The organism is Mycobacterium sp., from assembly GCF_035623875.1.
Classification (GTDB): domain Bacteria; phylum Actinomycetota; class Actinomycetes; order Mycobacteriales; family Mycobacteriaceae; genus Mycobacterium.
Map to the genome: position 1 here is coordinate 1 of NZ_DASPSP010000015.1, position 25,176 is coordinate 25,176.

The 25,176-nt window shown below is 64.6% G+C and carries 28 protein-coding genes and 1 pseudogene; 11 read left to right on the plus strand and 18 right to left on the minus strand.

The features are described 5' to 3' along the window. On the plus strand, window positions 1-1,476 hold a 1,476-nt coding region (locus VEI45_RS01210), incomplete at its 5' end, for a class I adenylate-forming enzyme family protein (protein WP_324849321.1). Between the two features lie 19 nt (window positions 1,477-1,495). Continuing rightward, window positions 1,496-2,209 carry a hypothetical protein gene (locus tag VEI45_RS01215; RefSeq protein ID WP_324849323.1) on the plus strand — a complete coding sequence of 238 codons (714 nt, stop codon included), beginning with the start codon at window positions 1,496-1,498 and terminating at the stop codon, window positions 2,207-2,209. Here VEI45_RS01215 and VEI45_RS01220 read toward each other — a convergent pair. Both VEI45_RS01220 and VEI45_RS01225 read right to left on the minus strand, forming a co-directional pair. Beyond that, window positions 2,206-3,174 (minus strand): nitronate monooxygenase, encoded by a 969-nt coding sequence (locus VEI45_RS01220; RefSeq protein WP_324849325.1) that lies wholly within the window; start codon window positions 3,172-3,174, stop codon window positions 2,206-2,208. The genes VEI45_RS01215 and VEI45_RS01220 overlap by 4 nt on opposite strands. Window positions 3,175-3,181: 7 nt before the next feature. Beyond that, window positions 3,182-3,337: a hypothetical protein gene (locus VEI45_RS01225; RefSeq protein ID WP_324849327.1), complete on the minus strand. Its 156-nt coding sequence runs from the start codon at window positions 3,335-3,337 to the stop codon at window positions 3,182-3,184. Window positions 3,338-3,557: 220 nt separating this feature from the next. Here VEI45_RS01225 and VEI45_RS01230 point away from each other — a divergent pair, with 220 nt between their 5' ends. The 3 genes from VEI45_RS01230 to VEI45_RS01240 all read left to right on the plus strand — a co-directional run bounded on the left by VEI45_RS01230 (window position 3,558) and on the right by VEI45_RS01240 (window position 7,167). Then, window positions 3,558-4,799, plus strand: coding sequence for an acyltransferase (locus tag VEI45_RS01230; RefSeq protein ID WP_324849370.1), 1,242 nt, complete (start codon window positions 3,558-3,560; stop codon window positions 4,797-4,799). A gap of 232 nt (window positions 4,800-5,031) precedes the next feature. Next, entirely contained in the window at window positions 5,032-5,724 is a 693-nt protein-coding gene (locus VEI45_RS01235; RefSeq protein WP_324849329.1) for an Rv0518 family GDSL lipase, read from the plus strand. A 249-nt stretch (window positions 5,725-5,973) separates the two neighbouring features. Then, complete coding sequence (locus VEI45_RS01240) at window positions 5,974-7,167, plus strand: LLM class flavin-dependent oxidoreductase (protein ID WP_324849331.1); 1,194 nt, start codon at window positions 5,974-5,976, stop codon at window positions 7,165-7,167. On the opposite strand, the gene VEI45_RS01245 is transcribed toward VEI45_RS01240, so the two are convergent. After that, window positions 7,164-7,505 (minus strand): hypothetical protein, encoded by a 342-nt coding sequence (locus VEI45_RS01245; RefSeq protein ID WP_324849333.1) that lies wholly within the window; start codon window positions 7,503-7,505, stop codon window positions 7,164-7,166. The two genes, VEI45_RS01240 and VEI45_RS01245, sit on opposite strands and share 4 nt — an antisense overlap. 84 nt (window positions 7,506-7,589) lie before the next feature. Between VEI45_RS01245 and VEI45_RS01250 the strand changes: the two genes are divergently transcribed. After that, on the plus strand, window positions 7,590-7,928 hold the full coding sequence (locus VEI45_RS01250; RefSeq protein WP_324849335.1) for a hemophore-related protein: 339 nt from the start codon (window positions 7,590-7,592) through the stop codon (window positions 7,926-7,928). 151 nt (window positions 7,929-8,079) lie between these two features. On the opposite strand, the gene VEI45_RS01255 is transcribed toward VEI45_RS01250, so the two are convergent. Both VEI45_RS01255 and VEI45_RS01260 read right to left on the minus strand, forming a co-directional pair. Further along, window positions 8,080-8,901, minus strand: coding sequence for an enoyl-CoA hydratase-related protein (locus VEI45_RS01255; RefSeq protein ID WP_324849337.1), 822 nt, complete (start codon window positions 8,899-8,901; stop codon window positions 8,080-8,082). Beyond that, entirely contained in the window at window positions 8,898-9,647 is a 750-nt protein-coding gene (locus tag VEI45_RS01260; protein WP_324849339.1) for a VOC family protein, read from the minus strand. The genes VEI45_RS01255 and VEI45_RS01260 overlap by 4 nt, the downstream gene beginning before the upstream one ends. 254 nt (window positions 9,648-9,901) lie before the next feature. On the opposite strand from VEI45_RS01260, the gene VEI45_RS01265 reads away from it, so the two are divergent. Next, a complete protein-coding gene (locus VEI45_RS01265; protein WP_324849341.1) occupies window positions 9,902-11,449 on the plus strand; it encodes a molybdopterin-dependent oxidoreductase in 1,548 nt (515 codons plus the stop codon). A 4-nt stretch (window positions 11,450-11,453) separates the two neighbouring features. Here VEI45_RS01265 and VEI45_RS01270 read toward each other — a convergent pair whose 3' ends face one another. The 6 genes from VEI45_RS01270 to VEI45_RS01295 form a co-directional block, all read right to left on the minus strand. After that, entirely contained in the window at window positions 11,454-11,654 is a 201-nt protein-coding gene (locus VEI45_RS01270) for a hypothetical protein (RefSeq protein WP_324849343.1), read from the minus strand. 118 nt (window positions 11,655-11,772) lie between these two features. Beyond that, on the minus strand, window positions 11,773-13,338 hold the full coding sequence (locus VEI45_RS01275; protein ID WP_324849345.1) for an FAD-dependent monooxygenase: 1,566 nt from the start codon (window positions 13,336-13,338) through the stop codon (window positions 11,773-11,775). A gap of 46 nt (window positions 13,339-13,384) precedes the next feature. Then, window positions 13,385-13,729, minus strand: coding sequence for a DoxX family protein (locus tag VEI45_RS01280; protein ID WP_324849346.1), 345 nt, complete (start codon window positions 13,727-13,729; stop codon window positions 13,385-13,387). 31 nt (window positions 13,730-13,760) lie between these two features. Next, on the minus strand, window positions 13,761-14,756 hold the full coding sequence (locus tag VEI45_RS01285) for an LLM class flavin-dependent oxidoreductase (protein ID WP_324849348.1): 996 nt from the start codon (window positions 14,754-14,756) through the stop codon (window positions 13,761-13,763). Between the two features lie 9 nt (window positions 14,757-14,765). After that, the gene (locus tag VEI45_RS01290) at window positions 14,766-15,203 is read right to left on the minus strand and encodes a tautomerase family protein (RefSeq protein ID WP_324849350.1); all 438 of its coding nucleotides are present in this window, start codon (window positions 15,201-15,203) and stop codon (window positions 14,766-14,768) included. A gap of 9 nt (window positions 15,204-15,212) precedes the next feature. After that, entirely contained in the window at window positions 15,213-16,355 is a 1,143-nt protein-coding gene (locus VEI45_RS01295) for an LLM class flavin-dependent oxidoreductase (protein ID WP_324849352.1), read from the minus strand. 231 nt (window positions 16,356-16,586) lie between these two features. Between VEI45_RS01295 and VEI45_RS01300 the strand changes: the two genes are divergently transcribed. Continuing rightward, window positions 16,587-17,645, plus strand: a complete 1,059-nt coding sequence (locus tag VEI45_RS01300; protein WP_324849354.1) for a phosphotransferase family protein — start codon at window positions 16,587-16,589, stop codon at window positions 17,643-17,645. Window positions 17,646-17,652: 7 nt separating this feature from the next. Here the strand turns inward: VEI45_RS01300 and VEI45_RS01305 are convergent, their stop codons facing one another. The 5 genes from VEI45_RS01305 to VEI45_RS01325 all read right to left on the minus strand — a co-directional run bounded on the left by VEI45_RS01305 (window position 17,653) and on the right by VEI45_RS01325 (window position 20,770). Then, the gene (locus VEI45_RS01305) at window positions 17,653-17,931 is read right to left on the minus strand and encodes a cytochrome C oxidase subunit IV family protein (protein WP_324849356.1); all 279 of its coding nucleotides are present in this window, start codon (window positions 17,929-17,931) and stop codon (window positions 17,653-17,655) included. A gap of 4 nt (window positions 17,932-17,935) precedes the next feature. Next, a complete protein-coding gene (locus VEI45_RS01310) occupies window positions 17,936-18,457 on the minus strand; it encodes a cytochrome c oxidase subunit 3 (protein ID WP_324849372.1) in 522 nt (173 codons plus the stop codon). Between the two features lie 116 nt (window positions 18,458-18,573). After that, window positions 18,574-19,236, minus strand: coding sequence for a hypothetical protein (locus VEI45_RS01315; protein WP_324849358.1), 663 nt, complete (start codon window positions 19,234-19,236; stop codon window positions 18,574-18,576). 101 nt (window positions 19,237-19,337) lie between these two features. Beyond that, a complete protein-coding gene (locus VEI45_RS01320) occupies window positions 19,338-20,081 on the minus strand; it encodes a hypothetical protein (protein WP_324849360.1) in 744 nt (247 codons plus the stop codon). Window positions 20,082-20,179: 98 nt separating this feature from the next. Further along, the gene (locus tag VEI45_RS01325) at window positions 20,180-20,770 is read right to left on the minus strand and encodes a helix-turn-helix domain-containing protein (protein ID WP_324849362.1); all 591 of its coding nucleotides are present in this window, start codon (window positions 20,768-20,770) and stop codon (window positions 20,180-20,182) included. A 101-nt stretch (window positions 20,771-20,871) separates the two neighbouring features. Between VEI45_RS01325 and VEI45_RS01330 the strand changes: the two genes are divergently transcribed. Next, window positions 20,872-21,378: a hypothetical protein gene (locus VEI45_RS01330; RefSeq protein ID WP_324849364.1), complete on the plus strand. Its 507-nt coding sequence runs from the start codon at window positions 20,872-20,874 to the stop codon at window positions 21,376-21,378. Window positions 21,379-21,411: 33 nt separating this feature from the next. Then, window positions 21,412-22,194 (plus strand): hypothetical protein, encoded by a 783-nt coding sequence (locus tag VEI45_RS01335; protein ID WP_324849366.1) that lies wholly within the window; start codon window positions 21,412-21,414, stop codon window positions 22,192-22,194. A gap of 34 nt (window positions 22,195-22,228) precedes the next feature. Here the strand turns inward: VEI45_RS01335 and VEI45_RS01340 are convergent, their stop codons facing one another. After that, complete coding sequence (locus VEI45_RS01340; RefSeq protein WP_324849374.1) at window positions 22,229-23,104, minus strand: glycoside hydrolase family 16 protein; 876 nt, start codon at window positions 23,102-23,104, stop codon at window positions 22,229-22,231. A 196-nt stretch (window positions 23,105-23,300) separates the two neighbouring features. Here VEI45_RS01340 and VEI45_RS01345 point away from each other — a divergent pair, with 196 nt between their 5' ends. Further along, entirely contained in the window at window positions 23,301-24,809 is a 1,509-nt protein-coding gene (locus VEI45_RS01345; RefSeq protein ID WP_324849376.1) for a glycosyltransferase family 39 protein, read from the plus strand. A gap of 3 nt (window positions 24,810-24,812) precedes the next feature. On the opposite strand, the pseudogene VEI45_RS01350 reads toward VEI45_RS01345, so the two are convergent. After that, window positions 24,813-25,176, minus strand: a pseudogene (locus tag VEI45_RS01350) (family 16 glycosylhydrolase); the annotation flags it as partial.

Consider the following 25,176-nt stretch of genomic DNA (forward strand, 5'->3'; position numbering starts at 1 on the left):
CCTCGTGGTCACCGCTGTATTGAGCCGCTGATGAACATCGGCACGATAATCGACGCCGTCGCCACCGACGACCCGAACCGCGTCGCGCTTATCATCGGCGACCGCGCAATCGGCTACGGCCAGCTGGCGACGGCCATCGAACGGTGCGCCGCCGGACTGGCGGCTAACGGGGTGGTGGCCGGAAGCCGCGTCGCGGTCGTCGACGGCGGCAGCCTGCTGTCGATCGCATCGGTGCTCGGCGCCGCGCGCATCGGCGCGGCTGCGGCGCTGATGAACCCCGCGCTCACCTCAGCCGAGCTGCGGGACCTGCTGCGCAATGCGGGGTGCGTCGGGGTCGGCGTCGCCGGCGAACCGTTCGCCGGCCAGCTGCGTGCAGCGGGGGCGACCAACACGTTGACGCCCGCCGATCTATTGAGCGGCCAACAGCTTTCGCCGGTGCCGGCCGTCGAGGAGATTGCCGACCGCGATGCCTTGGTGCTCTTCACCAGCGGGACAACCGGACTCCCGAAGGCGGTCGGGATCACCAGCGGACAATTGACTGCGCGGATTCGGGGGATTGGGGCGCCGTTCCGCGCCAACGCGGCGCCCATTGTCGGAATGATGTGCGTCCCGTTCTTCCACGTCGGCGGCTCGCTGGGCATGCTCGGCAGCCTCTACTCGGGCAACACCTCGGTCGTGCAGGAACGGTTCGACGCCGGACAGTGGCTGCGCTTGGTGCAGGAGCATCGGGTACGCACGGCGTTCCTGGTTCCGACGATGCTCCAGCGCATCCTCGACCACCCCGACTTCACCGGCACCGACCTGAGCTCGCTGGTGGCCATCGCCTACGGGGCGGCCGCCGCGCCCGTCGCGCTGGTGCGCCGCGCAATGACCGCGCTGCCACATGTGGCGTTTGCCAACGTATTCGGCCAGACCGAGACGCTCGGTGCCTACACGACTCTGTCGCCGGACGATCACCGCGAGCCCAACCGGGTGGGATCGGTGGGAATGCCGCTGCCGGGAGTCAAAGTGCGAGTAGTGGATCCCAACACCGGCAATGACGTCGAGACCGGAAGCGTCGGCGAGTTGTGGGTGAACACCAGCCAGAACGTCAGCCAAGGCTGGCTGCATACCGGTGACCTCGCCTACCAGGACGCCGATGGCTACATCTATCCCAGTGGCCGGTTGAGCGACACCATCAACCGCGGCGGAGAGAAGTTCGGCCCGGTCGAGGTCGAGGAAGCACTGCGTGCCCATCCGGCTGTCACCGACGTGGCGGTCGTCGGGATCAGCGACGACGAGATGGGCCAGCGGGTAGGAGCGGCAGTGGTGGCTTGCCTTCCCGTAACACTCGAGGAGCTGCGATCGCACTGTCGTGATCGCATCGCCTATTTCAAGCTGCCTGAGCGGCTGATGATCGTCGACCGCATCCCGTACACCGAGACCGGCAAGCTCAACCGCCGTCAGCTCGCCGCATTGATCGCCGACCACGGCTGAGCAACCGAGAGGAGTCGCCGTGCTGTTCCTTCACGAGACCCACAGGGTCGTCGGCGCACGCGAGGACGACTTCGAGGCGGCCTACCGCGAAGGCTGGATGCCCACACTGGCGCGGCAGGACGATGCTCGGCTGCTCTGGTACACCAATCACGCTCACGGATCAGGGGCGGCTTACAACGTCGTCACTATCACCGGCATCGCCGACGGCGCGGCGTGGGAGAGCCTGGCCCGCCGGGCACAAACAGGCGATCTGGCGCCATGGATGCGCGAGCTGGACAACCTGCGCCACGAGGTCACCGGAAAAATCCTGCTACCGGTCGAGTGGTCACCCCTACAAGAAGTGGACCTGACGAGCGTGCCCACCGATGGCACAACGCATCCGTTGAGTTTGTTCATGGAGGACACCGGTTGGCCTTACGCGCCGCTGGACGACTACATCCGCTCGTGGGATGAGATCTACTACCGGGTGCTGTCCAAGGCGCCACCCGGCAGAAGGGTGCTCGAAATCCAGGCCTGCTTCCAGGTGGCGCACGGCAGCCATAAACGCCGAGAGGCGATGCTGTGGCAGAAGATTGACGCGACCAACGACTACGCGGCCCTCTTGCATCTGTTGACTACCGACATCCCGGCTGAGCACCGCGGACCCGGAACCTACATGTTCGACGCCTTGCAATACCGCGACCAGTGGCAGAGTCGGTTGCTGCGAACATCCGCCTGGTCACCGCTGTACTAAGGACGACGCCGATCCAGGATTGCTGTCGCGTCGCGGGCCATGTCACGCACGATGTCAGCGGCGGGGCGAACGTCGTGAATGAGTCCCACCGCCTCGCCGACGAGTATGGCCGCGGCGTCGAAGTCCTCTGCGGCAACAGCCTTCTCGAAGGTCTCGATCGCTTCGGGCAACTCCGCCGAAAGTCGCGCCTCGTTACCGTGCCACACGTCGAGGAAGGGATTGCCAATCGCCCGCTCGTTGTATTCAGTGGGCCAATCCAGTTGCCGCACAGCGTCGTAGACCTGAGTGCGAAAAGTGTCGTCCCCGCCGGCCTGGATGGCCCGCTGATGCGCCCGCGGCGAGACCAACGCCTCGGGGGCAGCCCACAGCCTGGTGCCGACCAGCACGCCGTCGGCACCCAGTGAGAGCGCCGCCGCGAGCCCACGGCCATCGGCGACACCGCCGGCGGCCAGCACCAGCGTTTCCGGCGACCGCTCGGCGACCATGTCGACGACTTCGGGCACCAGGGTGAAAGTCGAGCGGGCACTCATTCCGTGCCCACCCGCCTCGCCACCCTGGGCCACCAGAATCTCCGCGCCGGCGTCCAGGGCCCGACGCGCATGATCGAGAGTCTGCGCCTGTGCGATCAGCGGGACGCCGGCCGCGTGGATGCGGTGGGCGAACGGCTCCAGCTCACCGAACGACAGCATGACCGTTGCCGGTTGCTGAGCCAGGACCATGTCGAGTAAGTCGGGGTTACGGGCCAGGCTCCAGGTGATGAAGCCGTATCCGACCCGCGCGCCGTCGGCCTTGCCGATTTGCGTTTGCAGCCAATCGGCGTCGCCGTAGCCTCCGCCGATCAGACCCAGGCCGCCCGCGCCCGTCACTGCCGCCGCGAGCCGGCCTCCGGAAATCCCGGCCATCGGCGCGAGCAGGATCGGGTGTTCGATCCCGAAGAACTTTGTGAGACGAGTAGTCAGTGGCATGCGGCACTCACCTGAGCTCTCCGGTGAGGAACTGGGCCCGACCGCAGCCGAAAGACCAGTCAAGCAACGCCTGAATCTCGGCCGGCGTCCGTCCCTCGATGATGTCGACATACGGCAGCGGCATTGCTTTCTCCCGACGCTTCCGGGCACGGGGCGCCCTCATACCGTCGACATTAGGCGCGAAGATAAACCCCATGCTTAAAGGCGATTCTCAGGAGCCACACCGGGTCGACGACTCGCCATTCGAGCGACGGCCTTGATACCCTCCCATCGCCGTCGTTTTGTCGGGTCGCGTGGGGTTAAACCGCCCGGACAGGTGGCGCAGCAGCACAGATGAAGCGGCAGTGGCGAATGAAGACCAGTGGCCTGACGGGAAGAGCGTTGTGCGCAGCGGAGAGATAAAGGCCCTCACAGGTCTTCGCATCATCGCCGCCGTGTGGGTAGTGCTGTTTCACTTCCGCCCGCTGTTGCGTGACTCAGCGCCCGGATTCCGCGACGCGCTCTCGCCAGTGCTCAATTGCGGAGCGCAGGGCGTCGACCTGTTCTTCATTCTCAGTGGGTTCGTGCTGACCTGGAATTACCTCGATCGAATGGGCTGGTCCTGGTCGACACGGTCCACCCTGCACTTCCTCTGGCTCCGGCTGGCCCGAGTATGGCCGGTCTACCTGGTCACCTTGCATCTCGCCGCGCTGTGGGTGATCTTCACTCTGCATGTCGGTCACGTGCCGTGGCAGGATCTCAGCGGGTTCAGCGCGGTCAGCTACGTGCGTCAGGTCCTGCTGGTTCAGCTGTGGTTCCAGCCGTTCTTCGATGGTTCGAGCTGGGACGGGCCCGCGTGGTCGATCAGCGCCGAATGGTTGGCCTACCTGTTGTTCGGCGTGCTGGTGCTGGTGATCTTCCGGGCGGCACACGCGACGAGAGCGCGGAGCCTGATGTGGCTGGCGGTCGTCGCCTCGTTACCCCCGGTGGTCATGTTGCTGCTGAGCGGCCAGTTCTACACGCCGTGGAGCTGGCTGCCGCGCATCGTCATGCAATTCACCGCTGGCGCACTGGTCGCTGCCGCCGTCATGAGGTTGCGTCCGACCGACCGCGGTCGGCACGTCGCCGGCTACGTTTCGGTGCTGCTGATCTCCGCCGTCGTCGGCCTGTTGTACCTGTTCGATGCGCATCCGCTGCACGGTGTCCAGGACACCAGTGGGCTGGTTGACGTCCTGTTCGTGCCGCTGGTGATGACGCTGGCGATCGGCGCCGGCAGCCTGCCGGCGCTGCTGTCCACCCGGTTGATGGTTTTCGGCGGGCAAATTTCGTTTTGCGTGTACATGGTCCACGAGCTGGTGCATACAGCGTGGCTATGGACCGCCGAACAGTTCCAGCTCACGCTGCACGGCAGTATCGGAAAGCTGATCGTCGCCGGGCTACTCGCGATCACCCTCGGTGCCGCGTTCGTGCTGTTCCATTCCGTTGAAGAACCCGCTCGCCGCTGGATGCGGAAGATGGTCGACGTCAGCGGCCCGGCCGCTGATGCCCGGACCGATCCAGCAGCTCATCCGACTACCGGCAAGCTTCAATCGATCGACCGAGCCCTGGAGGGACGGCCAAAGTCGATTTCGGCGCGCGCCGGCTAGGTAATCAACTCCGGACACGAACGCTGCAGCGCCGCATCCTGATCAAGTACGATGCGCAGTGGCGCGGGATCTTTCGCTGTCCCGCGTCCGTCGACGATATGGGGGCTTCACCAACGCTGACCGGCTCCTGGTCGGTGTCCAACCAGACGACAGCGCATCGGCGGCGAAACTCGTGGTTTTGCTCATACGATGCCGCTTACGCGGGTGCCGCACGCGGCAAGTGGAGGTAGCAGTGGGTCGTCTCGCCGCAGTGGTCATCGCCCTGGCCGTTACCTTCGGAATGGTCAGCCACCGCGCGGCCCCGACGCGGGCGTACCAGACGACGGCCCGCGGCACCCCGATCGATCACGTCGCGGTGATCGGGGACTCCTACACCGCCGGCACCGATGAAGGCGGGCAGGGCCAGAATGCGTGGACCAACCGCACCTGGTTGACGCTCGCTCGCCAGGGCGTCCAGATTTCGCCCGATGTCGCATCCGAGGGCAGAGCCGGCTATGTCGTGCGCGGCGACCACGGCAGCGTCTTCGAGGACCTCACCGGCAGAGCGGTCGATCCCGACGATGCGCTGGTGGTGTTCTTCGGCTCGCGCAATGACGAGGCGGTGGATCCTGCGCAAATGGCGGGCATGGCGCACGACACCTTCGATCTGGCGCGCCGCATGGCGCCCTCATCGAAGCTGCTGGTGATCGGCCCGCCATGGCCGACTGCCAATCCGCCGTTCGACGTCCTCTACGTCCGCGACATCCTCAGCGGTCGGGCGCATGACGCGGGTGCCACGTTCATCGATCCGATCAGCGAGGGCTGGTTTGTTGGCAGGCCCGACCTGATCGGCCCCGATGGTGTGCATCCCAACGATGCCGGACATGCGTATATGGCGCAGATGATCGCTCCACTGATACGCGCCCAGTTGTCTAGGCGGAGCTAACATTCGACGCGTTTCGCACATCGGGTATCAAGAGGTGCAGCTGATGAGATGGGGGATTTGCGCATGAAGTCTCAAGCTCGGACCACCATGGCATTGTTCGGCGGCGGCGGACACTGGCGGCGGCCACGGTTGTGTACCTGGTGTCGGTTGCGGCGGCTGGCCGTGATCCGGCGCCGCCGCTGAGCTAGTCACGGGTTCCTGGCGCGAACTACTGGCCGCGGGTTGCCCGGCGGGTTTAAGGTTCACCGCGTGGCCAAGCTCAGATTTGGGTATTTCATCGCACCGTTTCACCGCGCAGGTACCAACCCAACACTGGCGTTGCAGCGAGATCTCGAATTCGTCGAACACCTCGATGCGCTCGGCTTCGACGAGGCGTGGATTGGCGAGCATCACTCGGCAGGCAGCGAGCTCATCGCCTCGCCGGAGATCTTCATCGCCGCCGCCGCGGAACGGACTAAGCGGATCAAGCTTTGCACGGGGGTCATCTCGCTCGCGTACCACAACCCGCTCTGGGTCGCCGACCGGTTGATGATGCTGGATCACCTCACCCACGGCCGCATCATCGGCGGCGTGGGGCCGGGGTCGCTGCCCAGCGACTCGTCGATGATCGGGCTGACCCCGACCGACACCCGTGAGCTGCTGGAAACCAACCTCGACATCGTCGTTCGGCTGCTAGCGGGCGAGACGGTCAGCGCGAAAACTGCCACCCACCAACTGTTCGACGCCAAGCTGCAACTCTCTCCGTACTCTGACGGCGGTGTCCCACTGGCGGTGGCCGCGGTCGCCTCGCCGACGGGTGCGCGGTTGGCCGGCAAGCACGGCATCGGCTTGCTGTCCATTGGGGCGACGCTGACTATCGAGGGCTTTAACGCGCTGCAGTATCACTGGGACATCGTGGAAGAGCGCGCGGCGGCATTCGGCACCCAAGTCGATCGCAAGAATTGGAGCCTGGTCGGGCCGTTCCACGTCGCCGAAACCGAAAAGCAAGCCCGCGAGGACGTGAGATTCGGCCTCGAGTCATGGTTCCGGTACTTCCAGAAGGTGGCCGCGTTCCCGCAGATGACGATGCCGGGCGAGCAGATCGACGAGATGATCGACGTCATCAACGACAACGGCGCGGGAGTGATCGGCACGCCCGAGCGGGCTCGAGAACAGGTGCAGCGGATGTGGGATCAATCCGGCGGGTTCGGCTGCATGCTGCAGATGGGTCACGAGTGGGCCAATCCGGCGGCCACCAAACGGTCAGCCGAATTGTTCGCCGCCGAAGTGATGCCGCATTTTCAGGGTCAGGCGCAGCCCACGCTGGACGCCGCCGCGCGCGCCAGCGAGGCGCGGGAGGGTCTCGCGCAGTCGCAGAACCAAGCCGTCGAGCACATGACCAAGAAATATGTGGCCGAACGCGACGCCGCAGCTAACCGGTCTGACCAGCAAAAACACCCCTAAGTTTGCGGATAGTCAACCAGCTTGGTCCGTGACAGCCCCTCAAGGCCGCAGGAATTCTCAGCGATCTGTTTCACGCGATTTTGATTTTGCGTGAGAATTTTGCTCGGATTCTCATCGCCAAACGCGAAGCCGACCAGCGTGTTTCGGGCCTGCTCGGGCGCGCCGGGCATCAGCTCCTCGGACACCGTGTGCGGCGTCAGCCGGTAGTCGTAGGTGCGGCCGCTGGGAGCGTCCTTGTGTTTTTCGACGGTCGTCGTGGCGATTGCGTCGTCGGCGGAAAGACGGAGATCGCTGAACTTCCTTCCCGTATCACGGAAGCCGCCTAAAACCGCCCGCACGCCTGCTAGCGTCGACTAATGACAGTAGCCGCTGGGCTTGATGTCGTCGCCGTCTAGGAGTGGATTAGCTGGAGGTATCCAAAAATGGCCACGCTATCGTTGACTAGATTGGCTGTCGGGGTTTGCGGCCTGGCATTGTCGTTGACCGCTGGGGCCGGGCTCGCGTCCGCCGATCCGGATCTAAGTCCGTTTGTCAACACAACCTGCAATTACGGGCAGGTGGTGTCGGCGCTGCAGGCGGCAAATCCCCAAGCCGCCGAGCAATTCAACTCTTCGCCGCAGAGCGCATCCTTTTTGCGTCAGTTCCTCGCCTCGCCGCCGAGTCAACGCCAGCAGATCGCCCAGATGCTGGCGAACCAGCCAGGGGCTGACCAGCAGTTTGGACTTGTCCAGCAGGTCTTCAGCACCTGCAACAACTACTGAGCAGATTGGGCACGAGCTTTTTGCTTTCGCCCATCCCGATATCGGTGTTTGTCGCTGTGCGGGGCTCTCAGGGCGATCCCAAGGCCGACGGCGGCATCGTCGGCTTGGCCGATAAAGTTCGCACCCCGCCGGACCCTTCCACATCACCGCGTCAGCGACCGCGTAAGCGGGGCTCCCGCTTCTCGACGAACGCCAGCGCCGCCTCACGGTGATCCTCCGTAAGCCCAGTGTGTATGTGATGCGTGACCTCGAGGTCCATGCACTCCTCGAGGCTGCCGTGCACCGCCCGGTTGAGGTTCTCCTTCATGTAGCGGTAGGCGATCGACGGACCCTGGGCCAGCCTCCGGGCCCGGTCCATCACCTCCTTCTCGAGGTCGCCGGCCGCGAACACCGCATTGACCAAACCCAACTCCTCGGCCTGATCCGCCGTCAGCCGCTCCGAGAAGTAGTACAGCTCCTTGGCTTTGGCCGTGCCGACTAGCCTGGTCAAAAACCAGGTTCCGCCGTAGTCGCCGGCGAAGGCGACGCGGGCGAAGGCGGTGGTGAAGATGGCTGTGTCCGCCGCGTACCTGAGATCGCACGCCAAGGCCAGCGCCAGCCCCGCGCCGGCCGCCGGGCCGGGAACCTGGGCGATCGTCGGTTTCGGCATCCGCCACAGCTTCCCGCTGGTCGCCTGCTGGTTCAGCCGCTGGCGGTGGATCGCCACGTCCACTGGTACCGACGCCCCGCCTGAAGATCCGCGGTCCGCCATGGCCTTGACGTCGCCTCCAGCCGAGAAGGCGCCGCCCGCTCCGGTCAGCACCACACACCCGACCGCATCGCTGACTTCGACCTCGGCCAGGACCCGCCCCAACGCCTCGACCATCTCGTCCGAGAAGGCGTTCCGCCTTGAGGGCCGATTCATGGTGATCACCGCCACGCCTTCGTCCACCTCGGCCAGGAGGTCTTCGGATCCGGTATCGAGGGCCGTCACGGCGCACCCGCCACGAAACGCACTCCGCATATCTCGGCGACTGGTCCGTCACCCTCGGGCAAGCCCTCCAGGCCCGGTGTCAACCAGAGTTCGGTGATGCCTTCGGCGCGGCCGTTCGCCGCCGAGACGAACCGCAGGGCTTGGCCGGCCGGGTCCAGCCGGACCACGGCTAGCCCGCCATCTACCTCCGCGTCGAGCCCGAGAACCCGGGCCCACCGCTGAGCCGCCACGGCCGGTTCTTCCACCTCGACCGTGATGCCGGCGATGCCGCCAGCAGGGTGATCTGGCGCGGTTCCCGTCCATGCTGGTCCCGCCCAGCGCCACGAGCTGGTGGGCGACGCCCAGTCGAGGGACACGATCGCCCCGGGGATGTCCTTAGGGTGCAGGTGGGTGCCGGCGATGTCCTCGAGGTCAACCTTCCACACCACGCGAACTCCCAGATCGGCGACCCGTCGGCGGGCCTCCTCAAGCGAGGGCATCTGGAATATCGCCATGTAGCCACTGTCTGACCCGCGGCGGGCCAGGTAGCGCCCTGCGGTGGTATCGGGCTGCTCGGGAGAGACGACTTCCACGAAGGTGTCGCCCACGGGAAACACCGCGTTGATCAACCCGAACTCGCCGACCCCCGGATCATGGAACGGGTCCGGCCAGCCAAACGTCTCCTGGAGAGCAGCGGCGGTCTTCTCGCAGTCGCGGGCAACCAACGCCACCTGGCGTAGACGAGGACCGGGCAGTGAATCGGGCATAAACACCCTCCCATGGCAACGACGTACGACCACCGTACTTGGGCGCTGTCGTCCCGGAACGCACGCCGTCCCCGGCCCGCCCCGCCACCGTTCCCTCGCCGTCCGCCGATGCTGCGGGGCTCTTGGCGATATCGACATCGAAATTGATCCTCGCAACCAAATCGTGGGCCACCTGCTCGCAACCGGTTCGCCTGCACGACAAGGTGTTTGCGGTCACTGGGGAGAACGTGGGGAACTCGAGTACAGTAGCTCCGATGGCTGTCGCCCCGTCGAACGAGCGGATGATCGCCGGGGTCGCCGCCGCGTCCGTCTCGCTCGGGGTAGCCCAGCTGATGGCCATCCCGTTCGGTGCACGGGCCGATGCGCGTGCCGCGATTGGCTCACTGGTCGTCGACCTGACACCGGGGCCCATCAAAGAGTGGGCGATTCAGACCCTGGGCTCTCTGGACAAACTCTTCCTGGCCGTCGTCGTGCTCGTGGTGATCGCGACGGTCGCTGCAATCGCCGGGACCCTCGAGACTCAGCGCCGCCCGCTCGGCAGCGCCGCGATCGCCGCGGCGGGCGTCCTGGGATGCATCGCAGTGCTGTCGCGGCAGGGTGCGACAGCGCTCGACACGATCCCCACCGTCGCGGGCGCCGCCTGCGGTGTGGCTGCCCTACGCTTGCTCACCCGTCGGTTCTGGCCCGGCCTGGGAGACCCGGAAGACAGAGCCGACCTCGACGAGCCGGATGCCGGCCGGCGCAGGTTGGTCATGTTCGGATTGCTCGGATTCGGAGTAGTGAGTGGCGTGCTGGGTGCGGTCATCACGCGGTTGGTGCATTCGGTGGCCGCTGATCGCAACAGCTTCACACTTCCCCGACCGCGCACATCGGCGCCACCAATACCTGCTGATGTGCAACCGAACGGCGTGGCGCTACCGAGCTTTGTCACCGCCAGCGCCGACTTCTACCGGGTGGACACCGCACTCAGTGTTCCCCAACTCAGCCACGGCGACTGGCGGCTGCGCATCCACGGCATGGTGGACCGCGAAGCCACTTACGGCTTTGACGACCTCGCCGACTTCGACGTCGTCGAAATGGCGACGACGTTAACCTGCGTGTCGAATCCCGTTGGAGGCAAACTGATTTCGACGGGCATCTGGACAGGCTATCGGGTGGCTGACCTGCTGGCGGCGGCCCGTGTGCACGCGGACGCCGATATGATGCTCTCGACGTCGATCGACGGGTTCACCGCCGGCACGCCGGTGGAGGCGCTCACCGATGGCCGCGACGCGCTCCTGGCGGTCGGCCTCAACGGTCAGCCGCTGCCTATCGAGCATGGCTACCCTGCCCGGCTGGTAGTACCCGGGCTCTATGGGTACGTGTCGGCCACCAAGTGGGTCGTCGAGATGGAGCTGACCCGCTTCGACAGAGCGGAGGCGTACTGGACGCGGGAGGGCTGGGCACCCCGTGGACCCATCAAGACCGAGTCGCGGATCGACGTGCCGAAAGGTCGTCAGAAGGTGCCGATGGGGCCCGTGGTGTTTGGCGGTGTCGCCTGGGCACAGAATCGTGGCGTGCGGGACGTCGAGATCCGTATCGACGATGGCGTGTGGCAGCCTGCTCGACTGGGTGCGAGCTATTCCAACGAGACGTGGCGGTTGTGGAGCTTCCCCTGGCAGGCGAAAAGCCCCGGGAAACACACCATCACCGTGCGCGCCACCGACAACTCCGGAGCTACCCAAACTGAAGATCAGGTTGGGACCGTCCCCGACGGCGCCACCGGCTGGCACACGGTGGACTTCACCGTGGCGGAGACGTGAAACACTATTTCGACGAGAATTTCCGCCAACTCAATACCGCAATCACGATGCCGATCAGCGCTGTGATCGGACCAATGATGGACCAGGTCGTGGTGTTGCTCATCGGGCTGCCAAGAAGCACTCCGAATCCCTGGAGCGCCCAGATCAGGCCAAACACTGCGACGATAAACCCGACCGCGAATGTAACGATGAAAGCCCTTCTCATATAGGGATGGTAAGCGCCGGAGAGCGCATGTCGCGCCTTGACCCAGCAGACCGCGCAGGCGATGGCCGATTCTAAGGATTTCGCAGGGTCGGCTGGATCGCCTGTACTGCCGGTGCTATTAGAACGAGGTAATGCCGAACCACCGCGCGAGGACGCGACGAAGTTCGTCCACCGCTGGCTTCGGCGCCGACGACGCCCACGCCACATAGCCATCCGGACGGACAAGCAATGCCGTGGCCGAGACGTCACCGACCGGGCGTCCCACGGTGAGGGTGATCCGGTCCGCGATGTCGGCCGCGGTGGCCGCGACTCCGGCGCCTTCGGTCAGGTCGATGAGCAGCGGCCGCCCGTCGCGGGCGAGCTCTGCTACCCTTCGGGTCCCGTCGGCAGTAGCGACAGCGAAATCGGGCACCCAGCGTCCGGCCAGCGGATGCGCATCAGCGCCAACGGCATACCGATTCTCGTTGCCGGACACCAGATCACTGAGGCGACGGACAGCACCGGGATCCTCCAGCAGTTCGGATAAAAGTTGCCGTAGGGCAGTGACTTCGGTCCCCGGTCTGATCAGGGCCAATTGGGCGCGGCTGTGCATGATGACTCGCTCGGCAGCGGGCCGGCGCTCAGCCTCATATGTGTCGAGTAGCGCAGGCTCGGCGCGACCGGCAACGACGGCAGCCAGCTTCCAGCCGAGGTTCACCGCGTCCTGCAGACCAAGATTGAGCCCCGGGCCGCCAAGGGGGGAGTGGACGTGCGCGGCATCGCCGACCAGGATCACCCGGTCTGATCTGTACCGCGACGCGATCCTCGAGTTGATGCCGTAGAAGCGACGCAGATCCAACGGGGTGTCGGGCGATATCGGCCGCAGTGGTACGTCGGCGCCGAGCACGCGTTTCACGCTGGCCTCTATCTCGGCCAGGCTCACCGGCGTTTCGTCGTCGTGATAGTCGTCGACGCGGTCTTCTCGAGCCGATCTGTCCAGTTCGAGGGCGATTACCATCGACCTGCCGCCCAACCGACGGCAGGCGAAGACGCCGTTTTCGGCACGATAGAACGGCGTGGGCGGGACTCGGCCCCACCCGGGCACGTCGAGCGCCCCGCTGACCGGGTCAACCCAGTCATCCGGCGGCACCACCCCGAACGCCATCCGGGCGACCGCGTCATGCGAAGTCATTCCGGGGAAATCGATGCCCGCGAGCTTGCGTGTCTGGCTAGTGCCGCCGTCGGCTCCGACCAGGTATTCAGCCGCTAGATCATAGTCGCCGTCCGGACCCGCGACATGCACTGTGACGCCGTCGGCGCGCTGATCGAAACCCGTTAGCCGGTGGCCCCAACGTATGTCCACGCCGTACGCGCCGGCGCGCTCGGCAAGGACTTGCACAAGCCGGGGCTGTTGCACCGCGACCATATAGTTTTGGGTGTCCGCCGTCCCTGCCAGATCCAGCGTCAAAGCCGCAAACATGGCCCAAGGCGACGGCTGCGGTGGGTCATCGGTCCCCGCGAGGACGCTGTAAAAACCTCGATGGTCGAGAATCCGAACCCCTTGCCCTGTCACCCCGTTGGCGCGCGGTTCCGGGTTTGGTCCCGACAACGGGTCGAGCACGATCGACCGGATGCCGGCCAGCCCGAGCTCGCAGGCCAGCATCAGCCCATTGGGGCCCGCCCCGGCGATGACGACGTCATTCATTTAGCCCAGCTTAATAGTGCTGGCGCCGGCGCGACAACGGTCGCGGCTAGACCGACTGCAGGATGGCGGTCGCGACGGCCAGGCCCAGAGCGATCACCGCGGGGGTCGTGTCAGCGGCACTGTCGGATGCGCGCCGGTGAAAAACGATGGCGCCCAACGCAAGTAGAGTAAGCCCGATGGCGGCAGCGACACCGATCGGTGCCCAGGCCAACCCGGCCAGCACACCGGCCACGCCGGCCAGCTCGAGTAGCCCGATCACCCGCCATTGCGCCGGCTTGACCCCGAGATGGTCGCGGATCGCCAGCGATTGCCGGACCCCGAACAGCTTGATCAGACTGGCAAACGCAAAGAGCGCAGCAAGCAACGCCGTCACGATTACTTCGGCAGTCATCTACCACACGGTAGTACCTGCGCCGGGTGTTTCAACCCGCAAGGCCCATGGCGGATGCGAACGCGCGGAGCTCGCGCTCGATGTCGGATCCGGCGGGCTGATAGACGAGTTCGGTGACGCCAAGTGCGCCGAGTCCGGCAACTCGCTCGGACACTTGCTGCGCGGTACCCACCAAAGCCGTGGCGCTGGCCAGCGGGATGAGGTCAGCGACGTGCGGCTCGTCCCGCGAGTTGGCCTTCACCAGATGGCCCTCGTGGATTGCGAGATGCCGCTCGGCCTCAGGGCAGGCCTCGACAGCCTCGCGCCAGCCGTGCCCGCCCGGTAGTGCGTCAACTACGGCGGCGCCTCCGCGCTCGTAGGCGGCGTGGTACATCACCACCGCTGCTGGTCCCACGGCGTCGACGACCCGAGCAGAGGTCAATTGCTCACCCTCGTCGAGCACCGTGCCGAAGGACAGCAGCGCCCTCCAGTCGGCCAGCTTGACGGCATCGGGTTGAGCGACGGCGGCGGAGAACACCCCATCGCCTAGTTCGGCTGCCACCGCCAGCCCCTTCGGGCCGTCCGCACCGATCAGGATCGGCACCTGAACCGGTCGCTTCGCGCCGAAGCCGGGCAAGTGCAGCATGCGGATCTTCGCTCCATCCCACTCGCCGGTCTCGCCGGCCAGCAGAGTCCGCAAGCAGCGGACATATTCGGCGACCTGGCGCCATGGCATGGGCCGCTTGCCCAGCGTGAACCGGCCGGTGAAGCCCGAGCCGACGGCCACCGCGACGCGACCCGGCGCTTGATCCACGAGCTCGGCGATCGCTGCGGCGTTGACCATCGGATGGCGCAAGCTGGGAACGAGCACGCCCGGCCCCAGGCCGATGCGCGACGTTCGCTCAGCACACCGCGAAAGGATCATCCACACGTCGGGGCACAACGCCGGGGAGTCGTAGAGCCACGCTCGCCGATAGCCCAGCGTTTCGGCTGCCTCCACGTGCGCCGGGGTGTCGGACGAGGTCGCGAATGCGCAGGAGATGTCCATAGCCCGACACTATTCGGCGTCGTCTGCCACCAGACCTTCGACCTGGCGGTGGTAGATGATCTTGCCACCACCGGCCCAGTTGCCTTCGGGAACCTCGTGAATCAGTGTCCAAACATGAAGCGCCCGTGCGCCTTCTAGGTCGATTACCGCGGCGGCGCACACCGCAGCGTGCACGTCAGCCGCGAGCTGCTCCTTGCGATCTTGCGACAGGGCGCCTTCGAACACCGTCATCTCGACGCGGAATCGGGGCGTGTCCGGGCCACGACCGCCCACCGACTGCGCTGCCGGATCCAACGCGTGCAGGTACACCAGGGTGTTGTCGCGGAGGAACGGGGTGTCCGGGGCGCGCTCGGCGCGCAGCAGCGCGGTGACGAGCTCGTCGGTCAGTCGTCCCAGCACCTGGTCGTCCAACGAACCACGAACGTAGGTCAGGTCGATCATCGGCATCGTGTCACCTCACAGCTTTCTCAGCGCACGCACGACATTGACGTAGGGCGCGGTCGCGGTAGCGCTCTTGCGCAGACTCGGTTGAATTGCACCGGCATTGCCGACAACCAGATAGCGCAGACCATGGTCGCGGAAGTCGGCCATCTGGTCGATCACCTCGTCGGGTGTCCCCACCGCAAACAATTCTTCGACCAGGGATCGGGGAGCCTTCGCGGCATACCCGAGCGCGGTCTGCTCGTCGATCGTCTGCGGTATGAAGTCCTGCACACCGGTGAAGTCTGCTCCGAGTGGGTGCTGCGCGCCGTGTCGGGCCCAGTCCTTGGCGGGGGAGAGGAGCGTGAATACCCTGGCGATATCGGATTCCACGACTTCGTCGACTTCGTCGCGAGATCGGCCGGTGACGATGAACCGGATCAGGGCGGGGGTGATCGCCGTCGGGTCGCGCCCGGCATCCGACGCCGCAGTACGCACGATCTCGAGTTGCTCACCGTATTCGGTTGCGCGGGTGGTACCCGGAAACCAGCCGTCGGCGTATCGTCCAGTGGCGCGCATCATCCGCGGCCCATGGGCGGCGATCCAGATCGGAGGCCACTTGCCCCGATATGGCGGCAGCGCAAAAGTCGCCTTGTGCAACGGGAAGAACGGTGAATCGCGGGTGACCAACTCGCCGTTGGAGTTCCACAACGCGCGGATGGTGGCGACGGCTTCCTCGAAGCGTGCCACCGGTTTGGACCAGTCCACGCCGTAGGGCGCGTTGCTTTCCCGCTCGCCGGTTCCGATGCCGAGGACAGCGCGACCACGGGTGAGCAGATGCAGCGACGCGGCGGCCTGCGCAGTGACCGCCGGATTGCGCCGACCGGTATCGGTAACGGCCACCCCTAACCGCATCCGGCCCAGCTTGTTCCGTCCGGCGAGGTAGCCCAGCATCGTCCACGGCTCCAGGTGGGCGTCGATCTTGGGAATCAGCCGAGCCGCGCCGACATGCTCTGGCGTCCACATCGACGGCGGCCACGCCGAGTTGAGGTGGTCGGCCACCCAGAAAGAATCGGCGCGACAGGCCAAGCCGATCGCGTAGTCGGCATGCACCAACGGCTTTGGGCCGAACCGCGAATTGATCGTGTTGTGCATGACGCCAACACCGAAACGGGCCATCGCTTCATCGCTCCTCGGCGGCCGGCCACATCTGCGGGCTGAGGTTTGGGCAGTCGCCCAAATTTCTTAGCTGAGCACATGCTTAGCATTCGGCGATGCGCTCAGTCAAGGCATCATCGGCTGAGTTCCGGCGTCGATGCCGCGAGCGGGTACTAAGGTTTGTCCGACAGCGGTTGGGCGGACGCTCAGCGGTTCCAAGCGTGCATCGACAAGGGGCGTGAAATGGAGGGGATGGCAGAGCTCATACCGGTGCTGCCCGCACACCGCTTCGACGAGGCCGCGCTGGCCCGATATCTGCGTGGACGACTGCCGGGTTTCGATGGTCAGTTGCAGATTCGTCAGTTCCAGGGCGGACAAAGCAACCCCACCTATCACCTGCATACTGCCGGTGGCGACTACGTACTGCGCAAGAAGCCGCCGGGCAAGTTGCTGCCCCGCGCCCATGAGGTAGAACGCGAACACCGCGTCATGGCAGCGTTGTCAGAGACCGACGTGCCGGTACCGCGGATGCGACTGCTGTGTCAAGACGAGACGATCCTCGGCACGCCATTTTTTGTCATGGATCACGTTGAGGGACGGGTTTTTCCGGACCGAGTGATGCGTGAGAGCACACCGGCGCACCGCGCTGCCGTCTATGAGGATCTGGCCCGGGTGCTTGCGGCATTGCATCGCGTGGATTGGCGTGCGGCAGGGCTCGAGGGGTTCGGCCGGCCAGAGGGCTATATGCAACGTCAAGTGGCGTTGTGGACTCGCCAATGGGAAGCGGCGCGCATGGAGGACATGCCGGCGATGGACCTGCTGGCGCAATGGCTGCCCGACCACCTTCCACCTGACGATGAACCGGCCTGCATCGCCCACGGCGACTACCGCCTGGGCAACGTGTTGCTGCACCCGACCGAGCCGCGGGTGGTCGCAGTGCTGGACTGGGAACTGGCAACGATCGGCAATCCACTGGCCGACCTCGGGTATTTCTGCGTGACCTACCACGTGCCGGGCGGACCCGGTGGCAGGACCGGGGTAGCGGACGAAAACCTCGCTGGCACTGGGGTTCCCGACCAGCAGGCCTTCATCGAGAGCTATTGCGCGCATGCCGGCCGCAAACCCCCGGAGTCGCTTGACGTGTTCGTGGTGTTTTCCATGTTCCGGTTGGCCTCCATCACCGCCGGGGTATGGCGCCGCGGAGTGGAAGGCAACGCCGCCGATGCGCGCGCCGGCACGACGGAATATCGCGAACGCTATCGAAGCATGGCGCAGGCCGCGTGGGCGCTGGCCCAGCGGTTGTCCGGGTAGTCAGACTTCAGTACAAGTAGATCGCCAACACCCCGACCCACAATGTGGTGAGCCACGCATCGGTGAATAGCTTGAGCCACCGCGGGGCAGTGCGCACTTCCATGAAGTACTGGATGATCAAGCGTCCCTTGATGAATCCCAACAGGACGACGGCAACGGTGATCGGTACGCTGGCTACCGCAACGGCTCCGCGGGTGTGACCGGGCGCCAGCCACCATGAGACGATCGTGATTGCGGACAGCACCATCCAGACGTAGGTCGTTGTCCGGGCAACGGTCGTGGTCATGCGCTCACCTCATCACGTAGAGCAGGGCGAAGATGACGATCCACAGCAGGTCGACCATATGCCAGTAGGTGGCCCCGGCTTCGACCATGAAGGGTCGCCGACGGCGAGGGTTGCGCAGTTCGCGCACCGTGATCCCCAAAATCAGCAGGCCAAGGGAGACGTGGAACAGGTGCACACCAGTGAGCATGTAGTAGAACATGAAGAAGTCGTTGCTTGAAATGGTGTAGCCCTGAGCGATTTTCGTCGACCATTCGTAGGCCTTGATCGCGATGAACGCAACCCCGCACAGCCCACCGCCATAGGTCAGACGCAGCGCTTGGGCCTGGTCACCTGCGCGGGTGGCCTGCACGCTGCGGGCGATGAACCAGGAACTGGCCAGCAGCACCAGCGTGTTGAGCACGCCGATGTTGATGTTGAGATGCTGTTCGGAAACCAGGAATTCCTGTGGCTTCATCGCCCGGAAGACCATGAAGATGATGAAGTAGGCGCCGAAGATGATCAGGTCGCCGAGAACCATCACCCACATGTGCACATCGCCCGGAAGATGGACCCTGCGCTGGCCTTCGGCGCTGTTCACGGAAGATACTGTGGCGGGGCCGGATTCGGCCGCGGTTTGTCCTGTGTTTGCCATGGAGTCGCCCGTCAGTCCAGTGGTGGCTCGTCGGCCGGCTGCCGCTCGTTGGCCTTCTTCAGGAATACGATCACGCAAACGAGCCAGACACCGAAAATCGCCGTCCCCAACCAGAACGAATTAGCGCCGTTCCACGCGAACGGTCCCGCTTTCGAGACGAATATCGCGACCGTGAGGATTTCGGTGACGATCTGCCAGATATTCACGTAGGCAAGCCATTTAGGGAAAATCTTGTTCTTGTCGTAGAGAATCGCCACCGCGAAGGCGAAATACGCGGTTGAGAAACACCCCAGTGAGCCGACGTACGACAGCAGCCCGAGGTCGTAAAGCATGGCCAGGATTTGTGGATCACGGCCCGGCCGATACACCGCCGTCAAAAAGGAGAACGCGACCAGCAGGCACCCGGGTAGCGCACCGACCGACATCGACCCTAGATAGATGTAGGCCATCACCGATCCGACCGTCATCCGTTTCATGTGGTAGACGACAATGCCGTTCGAAATGCCGGCGCCCCCGACGATCAGCACCAGTACCCCGAAGCCGATCTTGATGGTCAGCGCGTGCGCGTGGAAGAAATGCACCATCTGGTCGACGGTCACATCAGGCCGCGGCGGCGGCATCACTCTGGCCAGCGCGAAGAAGATCACACCGAACGCGGTGTAGAACGCAGGCACGATCCAAAAGACAAGCCAGACATCACGTTTGCCGGCTCGCGGGACTCTGGCACGATCAACTGTACCGGCCGTTGGCGAGGAGTCAGTCGAGACCGTGCTGCTCACCGCGCGACCCCCTCGTCGATCGCTTGCCGGTGCAGCACATTGCGCAGCACGAAGAACATCACGATCACGAACAGCGTGAATGCGCCGTTACGAAGCCAGAAGGAGATCACGCCGTTCCATGCCACCGGCCCGGTGGTGAAGACGGCGGCGCCGACGGCCGGGGCCATTGCGAGCGCCGTACCCACGGCATAATGGCCGACCCATCGTTGAAACACGGGGTTGGGCCCGTCGTCGAAATAGATTGCCAGCCCGAGCAATAGGTTCATGGCAACTGCCGCCCCAACTGGCGCGATGAAGATCATCCAACCCATGTCGTTGAGCAGCTCGATCAGCTCAGGGTTGCGGGCGGGCCGAAACGCCGCGACGAGATAGAAGATGTCGGCGAGCGCGAAAAGGGTTGCACCGGTGACCGCTGCGGTGAGGTAGCAGTAGGCGAAGACGTGGCTCTGGGTGGCCATCCGCTTCATCTGGACGACGATGACCATGAAGATCGGCAGCAACATGATCCCGCACAGGTTGAAGGTGACCATGCTGAATCGAATCATTGCCGTGTGGTCGCTGTAGAACTTCGCGACCTGCTCGGCGGTCATTTCCGGCGACATCGGCGGAAAGAATCCCGGGAACGCCAGGAATGCGATCAGCAGGACGACGCCGAAGACGGGCGCGGTCCACAGGCTGATCAGCTGGGTCTTGATGTTTGCGGTCTTGGGTAGGTCCTCGGCCTCGGCAAGAATCTGCATAGCGCCTCCATAGCCACGGGGTAGCCGATCGGCTACCCCGACCATAGATGATCCGACACGGAGACAGCAAGGGTTTCGGCGTGAACCCTGCGCACGGGTCAGTCGGGCAACTTGAACATGCGTGCGGTCAGGTGGATCAGCACCGAGCGCAGCGTGTCGTCGTCGATGTCGTCGACGAGAGGATTGATCACCGTGCCGGCGATCGCGCCGGAGAACAGCGCCGCCGATATCCGCGCCTCGGTGTCGTCGGCCTCGTTCAGCAAGATCGCGTATAGCCGGGTGATCAGGTTGCGGAACGGCTCGTGCTCACCCAACAGCCGCACCATCACCGGGTCGTTCTGCAGGGCCCTTACCCAGCGACGGCGCTGAACTGCCATCCCGACCACTTCGGTCAGCAGCACTTTGCGCGCGGCGACCGAGTCCGCCTGGGCTTCGGCCGCCTCCAGCCCATCCTCGAGGGTGGCCAGTTCCATTTCGGCGACCGCGATCACGATCTCTTCTTTGGTCTTGAACTTGTGGTAGACCGCGGCCTTGGTCACCCCGACAGCGTCCGCGATCATCTGCAGCGACGTTCCGCTGACACCGTGGTCGGCGAATAAATCCAACGCGGCGTGCAGGATGCGACTCTGCGCGGGAGTGCGCCGGACCCCGCCGAGCAAACGCCCGGCGCGGGGCTCCTCGTCTAGCACGGGTTCAGGTTAGCTGAGCCCGGCCCAGGCACTTTTGATCTCACAGTGAAGCGATAAGCGCCACCAAGCCTGCAGCTAATGACCGAGCGCAGTTTTAGCTGATGACCATCACCGCAGAATCTACTGACATCAACACCGCCAACGCTCGGCGTCGGCGTCGCCGTGCCACGCAGGTGGCTGTCGCCGGAGCCACCGGGATCGCCGTGCTCGCGTTCTTCTCCACCGCGTCGCCCGGGGTCGACGAATCGACGGTGGCGTCCGGGCAGGTGCGCCTAGTGGACCAGACGATTCAGCTACCGGCGAACGTTGCCGCCGCCTCGCCGAGCTGGGTGACGCCACTGCTACAGCAGGTCGACGACTCCGGCGGCGACGATTCCAGCGTCGGCACCGACGACTCCACCGTCAGCACCGACGACAGCCAGCTCCAGCAGCAGCTACTACAGCAACAACAGGATCAGGACGAGGCGCAGTTGTCGGAAAACAACGCGATCCAGTCGATGATCCAATCCCAGCAGCAAGCTGAGGAACAAAACGACCAGGCCGAGCAGCAGTTCACCCAAGACGAGCTGCAGGCTCAACAAACCGAGCAGGAAGCTGACCAGTCGTAGGACGAGCTTCCAGCGCCCATACACTGACCGATCGTGGGCATTCTGTTTGGCTTCGCACCGTGGCTCGTCTATTGGGTGCTTGTCGGCAACGTGCCCTCGCTTGTTGCGGTGTTGGTCGCGTTGGCGATCGCCGTCGTCGGGTTGGTGGTCAGCCGCGCCACGCGGATACCCGTGCGAGCGCTCGAAATCGGGGCTGTCGGAACATTCTTGGTGTTGACGGCCGCGACCTTGTTGATGAGCCAGTCGTCGACGGAGCGGTGGGTTCAGCCGCTGAGCATCGCGGGGATCTTGCTGGTGGTCCTCATCGGCGTGCTGACCGGCAAACCCTTCGTGCATGAGTTCGTCGCGGCGGGTCAGCCTCCGGGAGTGGTCGACAGCGATCTGTTCGGCCAAGTCACGATGCGGCTGGCATGGATCTGGGTTGCCGTTTTCGCGGGCATGACGGTCTCGGCGTCGATTCCACCGATCGTGCAGCGCGACGCGACGATTCTCGACGCCAAGACACCGCTGTCGTTCGTCTGCTACTGGGTCATCCCATTCTCGTTGTGGGGCCTGGGGGCGCTGGCGACGAAAATCCTGCCCGACCTGATGACCGCCGGGGCCGGCGACATCGTCCGGAAGACCTCGTTCGTTGCCTACGGCGAAGCCACCATCGATGAGCTGTACTACCTCGCGCAGGAACACGCCAACCGCGAAGTCGGTGCCGAACAGGAAGCCTACGACGTCAAAGTCGGAAGCATGGGCACGCCGCTGGTCGGCGACGACACGCGACAATCGTGGCCCTCGACGTACAAAGTGCGCCAGTCGCGGTCTTAGTTAGTGTCGCTGGGGCTGGCCGTGCAGCATGCCGTTAGAAGACACGCACCCAGTCGATGAGCATGTCCGCCGGATAGGCACCCGACGCCGGGTCGCCGCCACCTGAACCGCCAACCGCAAGATTGAAGACCGGAAACATCGTGTAGCCGGGCTGGTTGAACGGCCACTCGCGGATGGGCAAGTTCAAATTCTCGATCCCGATCGCCGGAACACTGAAGTACGGTTGCATGCCGTCCACATAATCTTGCCAGAAGAAAAACCCGCCCAGATTCCATGTGACTCGCCACCTGTGCCACTCGCCGTCCATCCCGATCCGGTGGGTCTCGAATGCTGTGCCCTCTGGGTTCGCGTGGACGGTGGTTCCCGAAGGCCACTCCCCGTTGCCGTACCATTCGAGCACGTCGACTTCGCTACTGCGACCAGGATCGTCATTGGACAACCACCAGGCCGGCCAGACACCGGCAGTAAGGCAGTTGAGTTTTATCCGGGCTTCCCAGGTGGTGCCGATGCCTCCGCGCCAGTTGCCGCTAACCAGGCCGCCGAAGTAGGTGTTGTCCTCTCGTGTGGCGCGGAGAACGAGATTGGAGTTGCCGTCGAGGAACACGTTTTGGCGACTGTCGCGGTACTGGTACCAAAACCCTGGCCTGTCGAACCCCACCGGATTCTTGATTGGCGTCCGGTAGTTCGACACCGTCCAGTTCGCCGGATTGGGGGCTGAGCCGGCCGGGCCGTCGAACTCATCGTCGAAAAGGAAACCCCCCTCTTGGGTACCGGGCGCTGGCGCGGTGGGCGGCGGTGCTGGACGCGCCGGTGCCTCCGGTCGCAACGGGTAAGCCCTGGCTTTGGGGGCCGGGATCGCGGCTGCCAGCGCGCCGATACCGATCGTCAACATGACGCTGCGTCGATTCATCTCAGACACAACCGAAGGACGATAGCAGCCCACGGTGCACCGCGTGGCAAGAAGCGAATCCTGGCCGTGATCGCCGCTAGCATTTCTCATGCATCATCGGCCGCTGGCCGACCAGCCAGAAGGCCCGGTGGGCTTCTGGCAACATAGCGGTGTGCTCAGCGAGTCACGGGGTCACCGTGGTGCGCTTCGCGGTGGCCTGCTGACACTGCCGCCGGACGCGCTCGATCCATTGATCGTTGGAATATTGGCGGCCGCAGTGAGTCTGGGTGGCGCCGGCCGTCCGTCGTTCTGGTACGACGAGGCCGCGACCATTTCGGCCTCATACAGTCGATCGCTGGGTCAGTTGTGGCGGATGTTGGGCAATGTCGACGCCGTCCACGGCGTGTACTACCTGCTCATGCACGGCTGGTTCCAGATTTTCCCGCCCACGGAGTTCTGGTCCCGAGTGCCAAGTGGTTTGGCTGTTGGTGGCGCCGCGGCCGGTGTAGTGGTGCTGGGCAAGCAGTTCTCGTCGCGCACTGTCGCACTCGCCTCCGGGGTCGTCTGCGCGATCTTGCCCCGCGCGACGTGGGCGGGCATCGAAGCTCGCCCCTACGCCTTGTCGATGATGGCCGCGGTATGGCTGACGGTACTGCTCGTTCGCGCCGCGCGCCGTAACAGCGCGTCGGTCTGGCTGTCTTATGGGGTCGTCCTGGCGATCTCGATCCTGCTCGACATGTATCTCGTGCTGTTGTCGTTGGCTCACGTCGCTTTCATCGTCCTTTTCTGGCACAGGCGGGCGGTCCTAGTACGGTTCGCCATTACAGCGGTTCTGGCGGGTTGCGCTGTGACGCCGTTTATGGTCGTGGCCGTTGGCCAAGCGCATCAGATCAGTTGGATCGCACCGATTGGGCGCCGGACGATCGAAGATGTCGGGGTTCAGCAATATTTCGAAAGAAGCCCGCCGTTCGCGATTTTGTCGGCACTGGTGGTAGTGGGGGCTATTGTCTTGTGGCGCTGCACATCCGCACGATTAGCTGAGGCAGATCGGCAGCTGTTGACCTTAGCGATCGGATGGCTTGTGATACCGACCGCCTTGATCGTCATCTGGTCGGCGATGGTTCACCCCATCTACACGCCACGCTACTTGTCCTTCACCGCGCCGGCGATGGCGCTCGTCTTGGGCGTCTGTATCGGCGCACTGACGGTGAAACCATGGGCGGCGGCGGCGCTGGTTTGCCTTTTCGCCGTCGTCGCAGCACCGAATTATATTCGCGCGCAACGCAACCCGTACGCCAAATACGGTATGGACTACAGCCAAGTTGCCGACCTGATCACCGCGAAGGCAGCGCAGGGCGATTGCTTACTCGTCAACGACACAGTGACATTCATGCCTGCCCCTATGCGGCCGTTGATGGCGGCGCGCCCCGATGCCTATCGGAAGCTGATCGACCTCACCCTGTGGCAGCGGGCAACGGACCGCCGCGATGTCTTCGATACCAACCTCATACCGGAAGTTGTCGCCAAGCCGTTAAGCCACTGCCGCGTCGTGTGGATCATCACCCAAGCCGACTACTCGATGCCCGCCCACGAGCAGGGGGCAGCGCTCGCGCCCGGCCCTCTCTACGGCGGAACCCCCTCCTTCGCGGTTCCCCACGACCTGGGGTTCCGGCTGGTCGAGCGCTGGCAGTTCAACCTGGTTCAGGTGATCAAAGCGGAGCGATAACGCTCACCAGATACGTATGTAGTCGATGAGCATGGTCGCCGGGTAGGCAGCTAGGGCAGGATCGCCGGCGCCGACCCCACCGACCGCGAGGGTAAACATCGGAGTCATCCAATAGCCGGGATTGTTGAACGGCCACCGGAAGTCGTCAGGAGCGCCGCCGTGGACATGGATGGGTTTGTTGGGAACGCTGAAGTACGGTGCCCCGTCTCGCGAGAAGTGGAACCCGTCCTCGGCCCAATGCATTTGCCACGTGTGCCAACCACCGTCGACCAGACCGGGAATCGACCTCCCCTCCCAGGTTTTCCCGTTGGATGCCGCGTGGACCGTGGTTCCCGGGGGCCAGGAGCCGTTGCCGTACCACTCGACG

Coding starts and splice junctions, on each gene's coding strand:
- VEI45_RS01220 (WP_324849325.1), bottom strand. CDS start 3,174: ATGCCACTGACTACTCGTCTCACAAAGTTCTTCGGGATCGAACACCCG.
- VEI45_RS01225 (WP_324849327.1), bottom strand. CDS start 3,337: ATGAGGGCGCCCCGTGCCCGGAAGCGTCGGGAGAAAGCAATGCCGCTG.
- VEI45_RS01250 (WP_324849335.1), top strand. CDS start 7,590: ATGGCCACGCTATCGTTGACTAGATTGGCTGTCGGGGTTTGCGGCCTG.
- VEI45_RS01260 (WP_324849339.1), bottom strand. CDS start 9,647: ATGCCCGATTCACTGCCCGGTCCTCGTCTACGCCAGGTGGCGTTGGTT.
- VEI45_RS01265 (WP_324849341.1), top strand. CDS start 9,902: ATGGCTGTCGCCCCGTCGAACGAGCGGATGATCGCCGGGGTCGCCGCC.
- VEI45_RS01270 (WP_324849343.1), bottom strand. CDS start 11,654: ATGAGAAGGGCTTTCATCGTTACATTCGCGGTCGGGTTTATCGTCGCA.
- VEI45_RS01275 (WP_324849345.1), bottom strand. CDS start 13,338: ATGAATGACGTCGTCATCGCCGGGGCGGGCCCCAATGGGCTGATGCTG.
- VEI45_RS01280 (WP_324849346.1), bottom strand. CDS start 13,729: ATGACTGCCGAAGTAATCGTGACGGCGTTGCTTGCTGCGCTCTTTGCG.
- VEI45_RS01285 (WP_324849348.1), bottom strand. CDS start 14,756: ATGGACATCTCCTGCGCATTCGCGACCTCGTCCGACACCCCGGCGCAC.
- VEI45_RS01290 (WP_324849350.1), bottom strand. CDS start 15,203: ATGCCGATGATCGACCTGACCTACGTTCGTGGTTCGTTGGACGACCAG.
- VEI45_RS01295 (WP_324849352.1), bottom strand. CDS start 16,355: ATGGCCCGTTTCGGTGTTGGCGTCATGCACAACACGATCAATTCGCGG.
- VEI45_RS01300 (WP_324849354.1), top strand. CDS start 16,587: ATGGCAGAGCTCATACCGGTGCTGCCCGCACACCGCTTCGACGAGGCC.
- VEI45_RS01305 (WP_324849356.1), bottom strand. CDS start 17,931: ATGACCACGACCGTTGCCCGGACAACGACCTACGTCTGGATGGTGCTG.
- VEI45_RS01310 (WP_324849372.1), bottom strand. CDS start 18,457: ATGTGGGTGATGGTTCTCGGCGACCTGATCATCTTCGGCGCCTACTTC.
- VEI45_RS01320 (WP_324849360.1), bottom strand. CDS start 20,081: ATGCAGATTCTTGCCGAGGCCGAGGACCTACCCAAGACCGCAAACATC.
- VEI45_RS01330 (WP_324849364.1), top strand. CDS start 20,872: ATGACCATCACCGCAGAATCTACTGACATCAACACCGCCAACGCTCGG.
- VEI45_RS01340 (WP_324849374.1), bottom strand. CDS start 23,104: ATGAATCGACGCAGCGTCATGTTGACGATCGGTATCGGCGCGCTGGCA.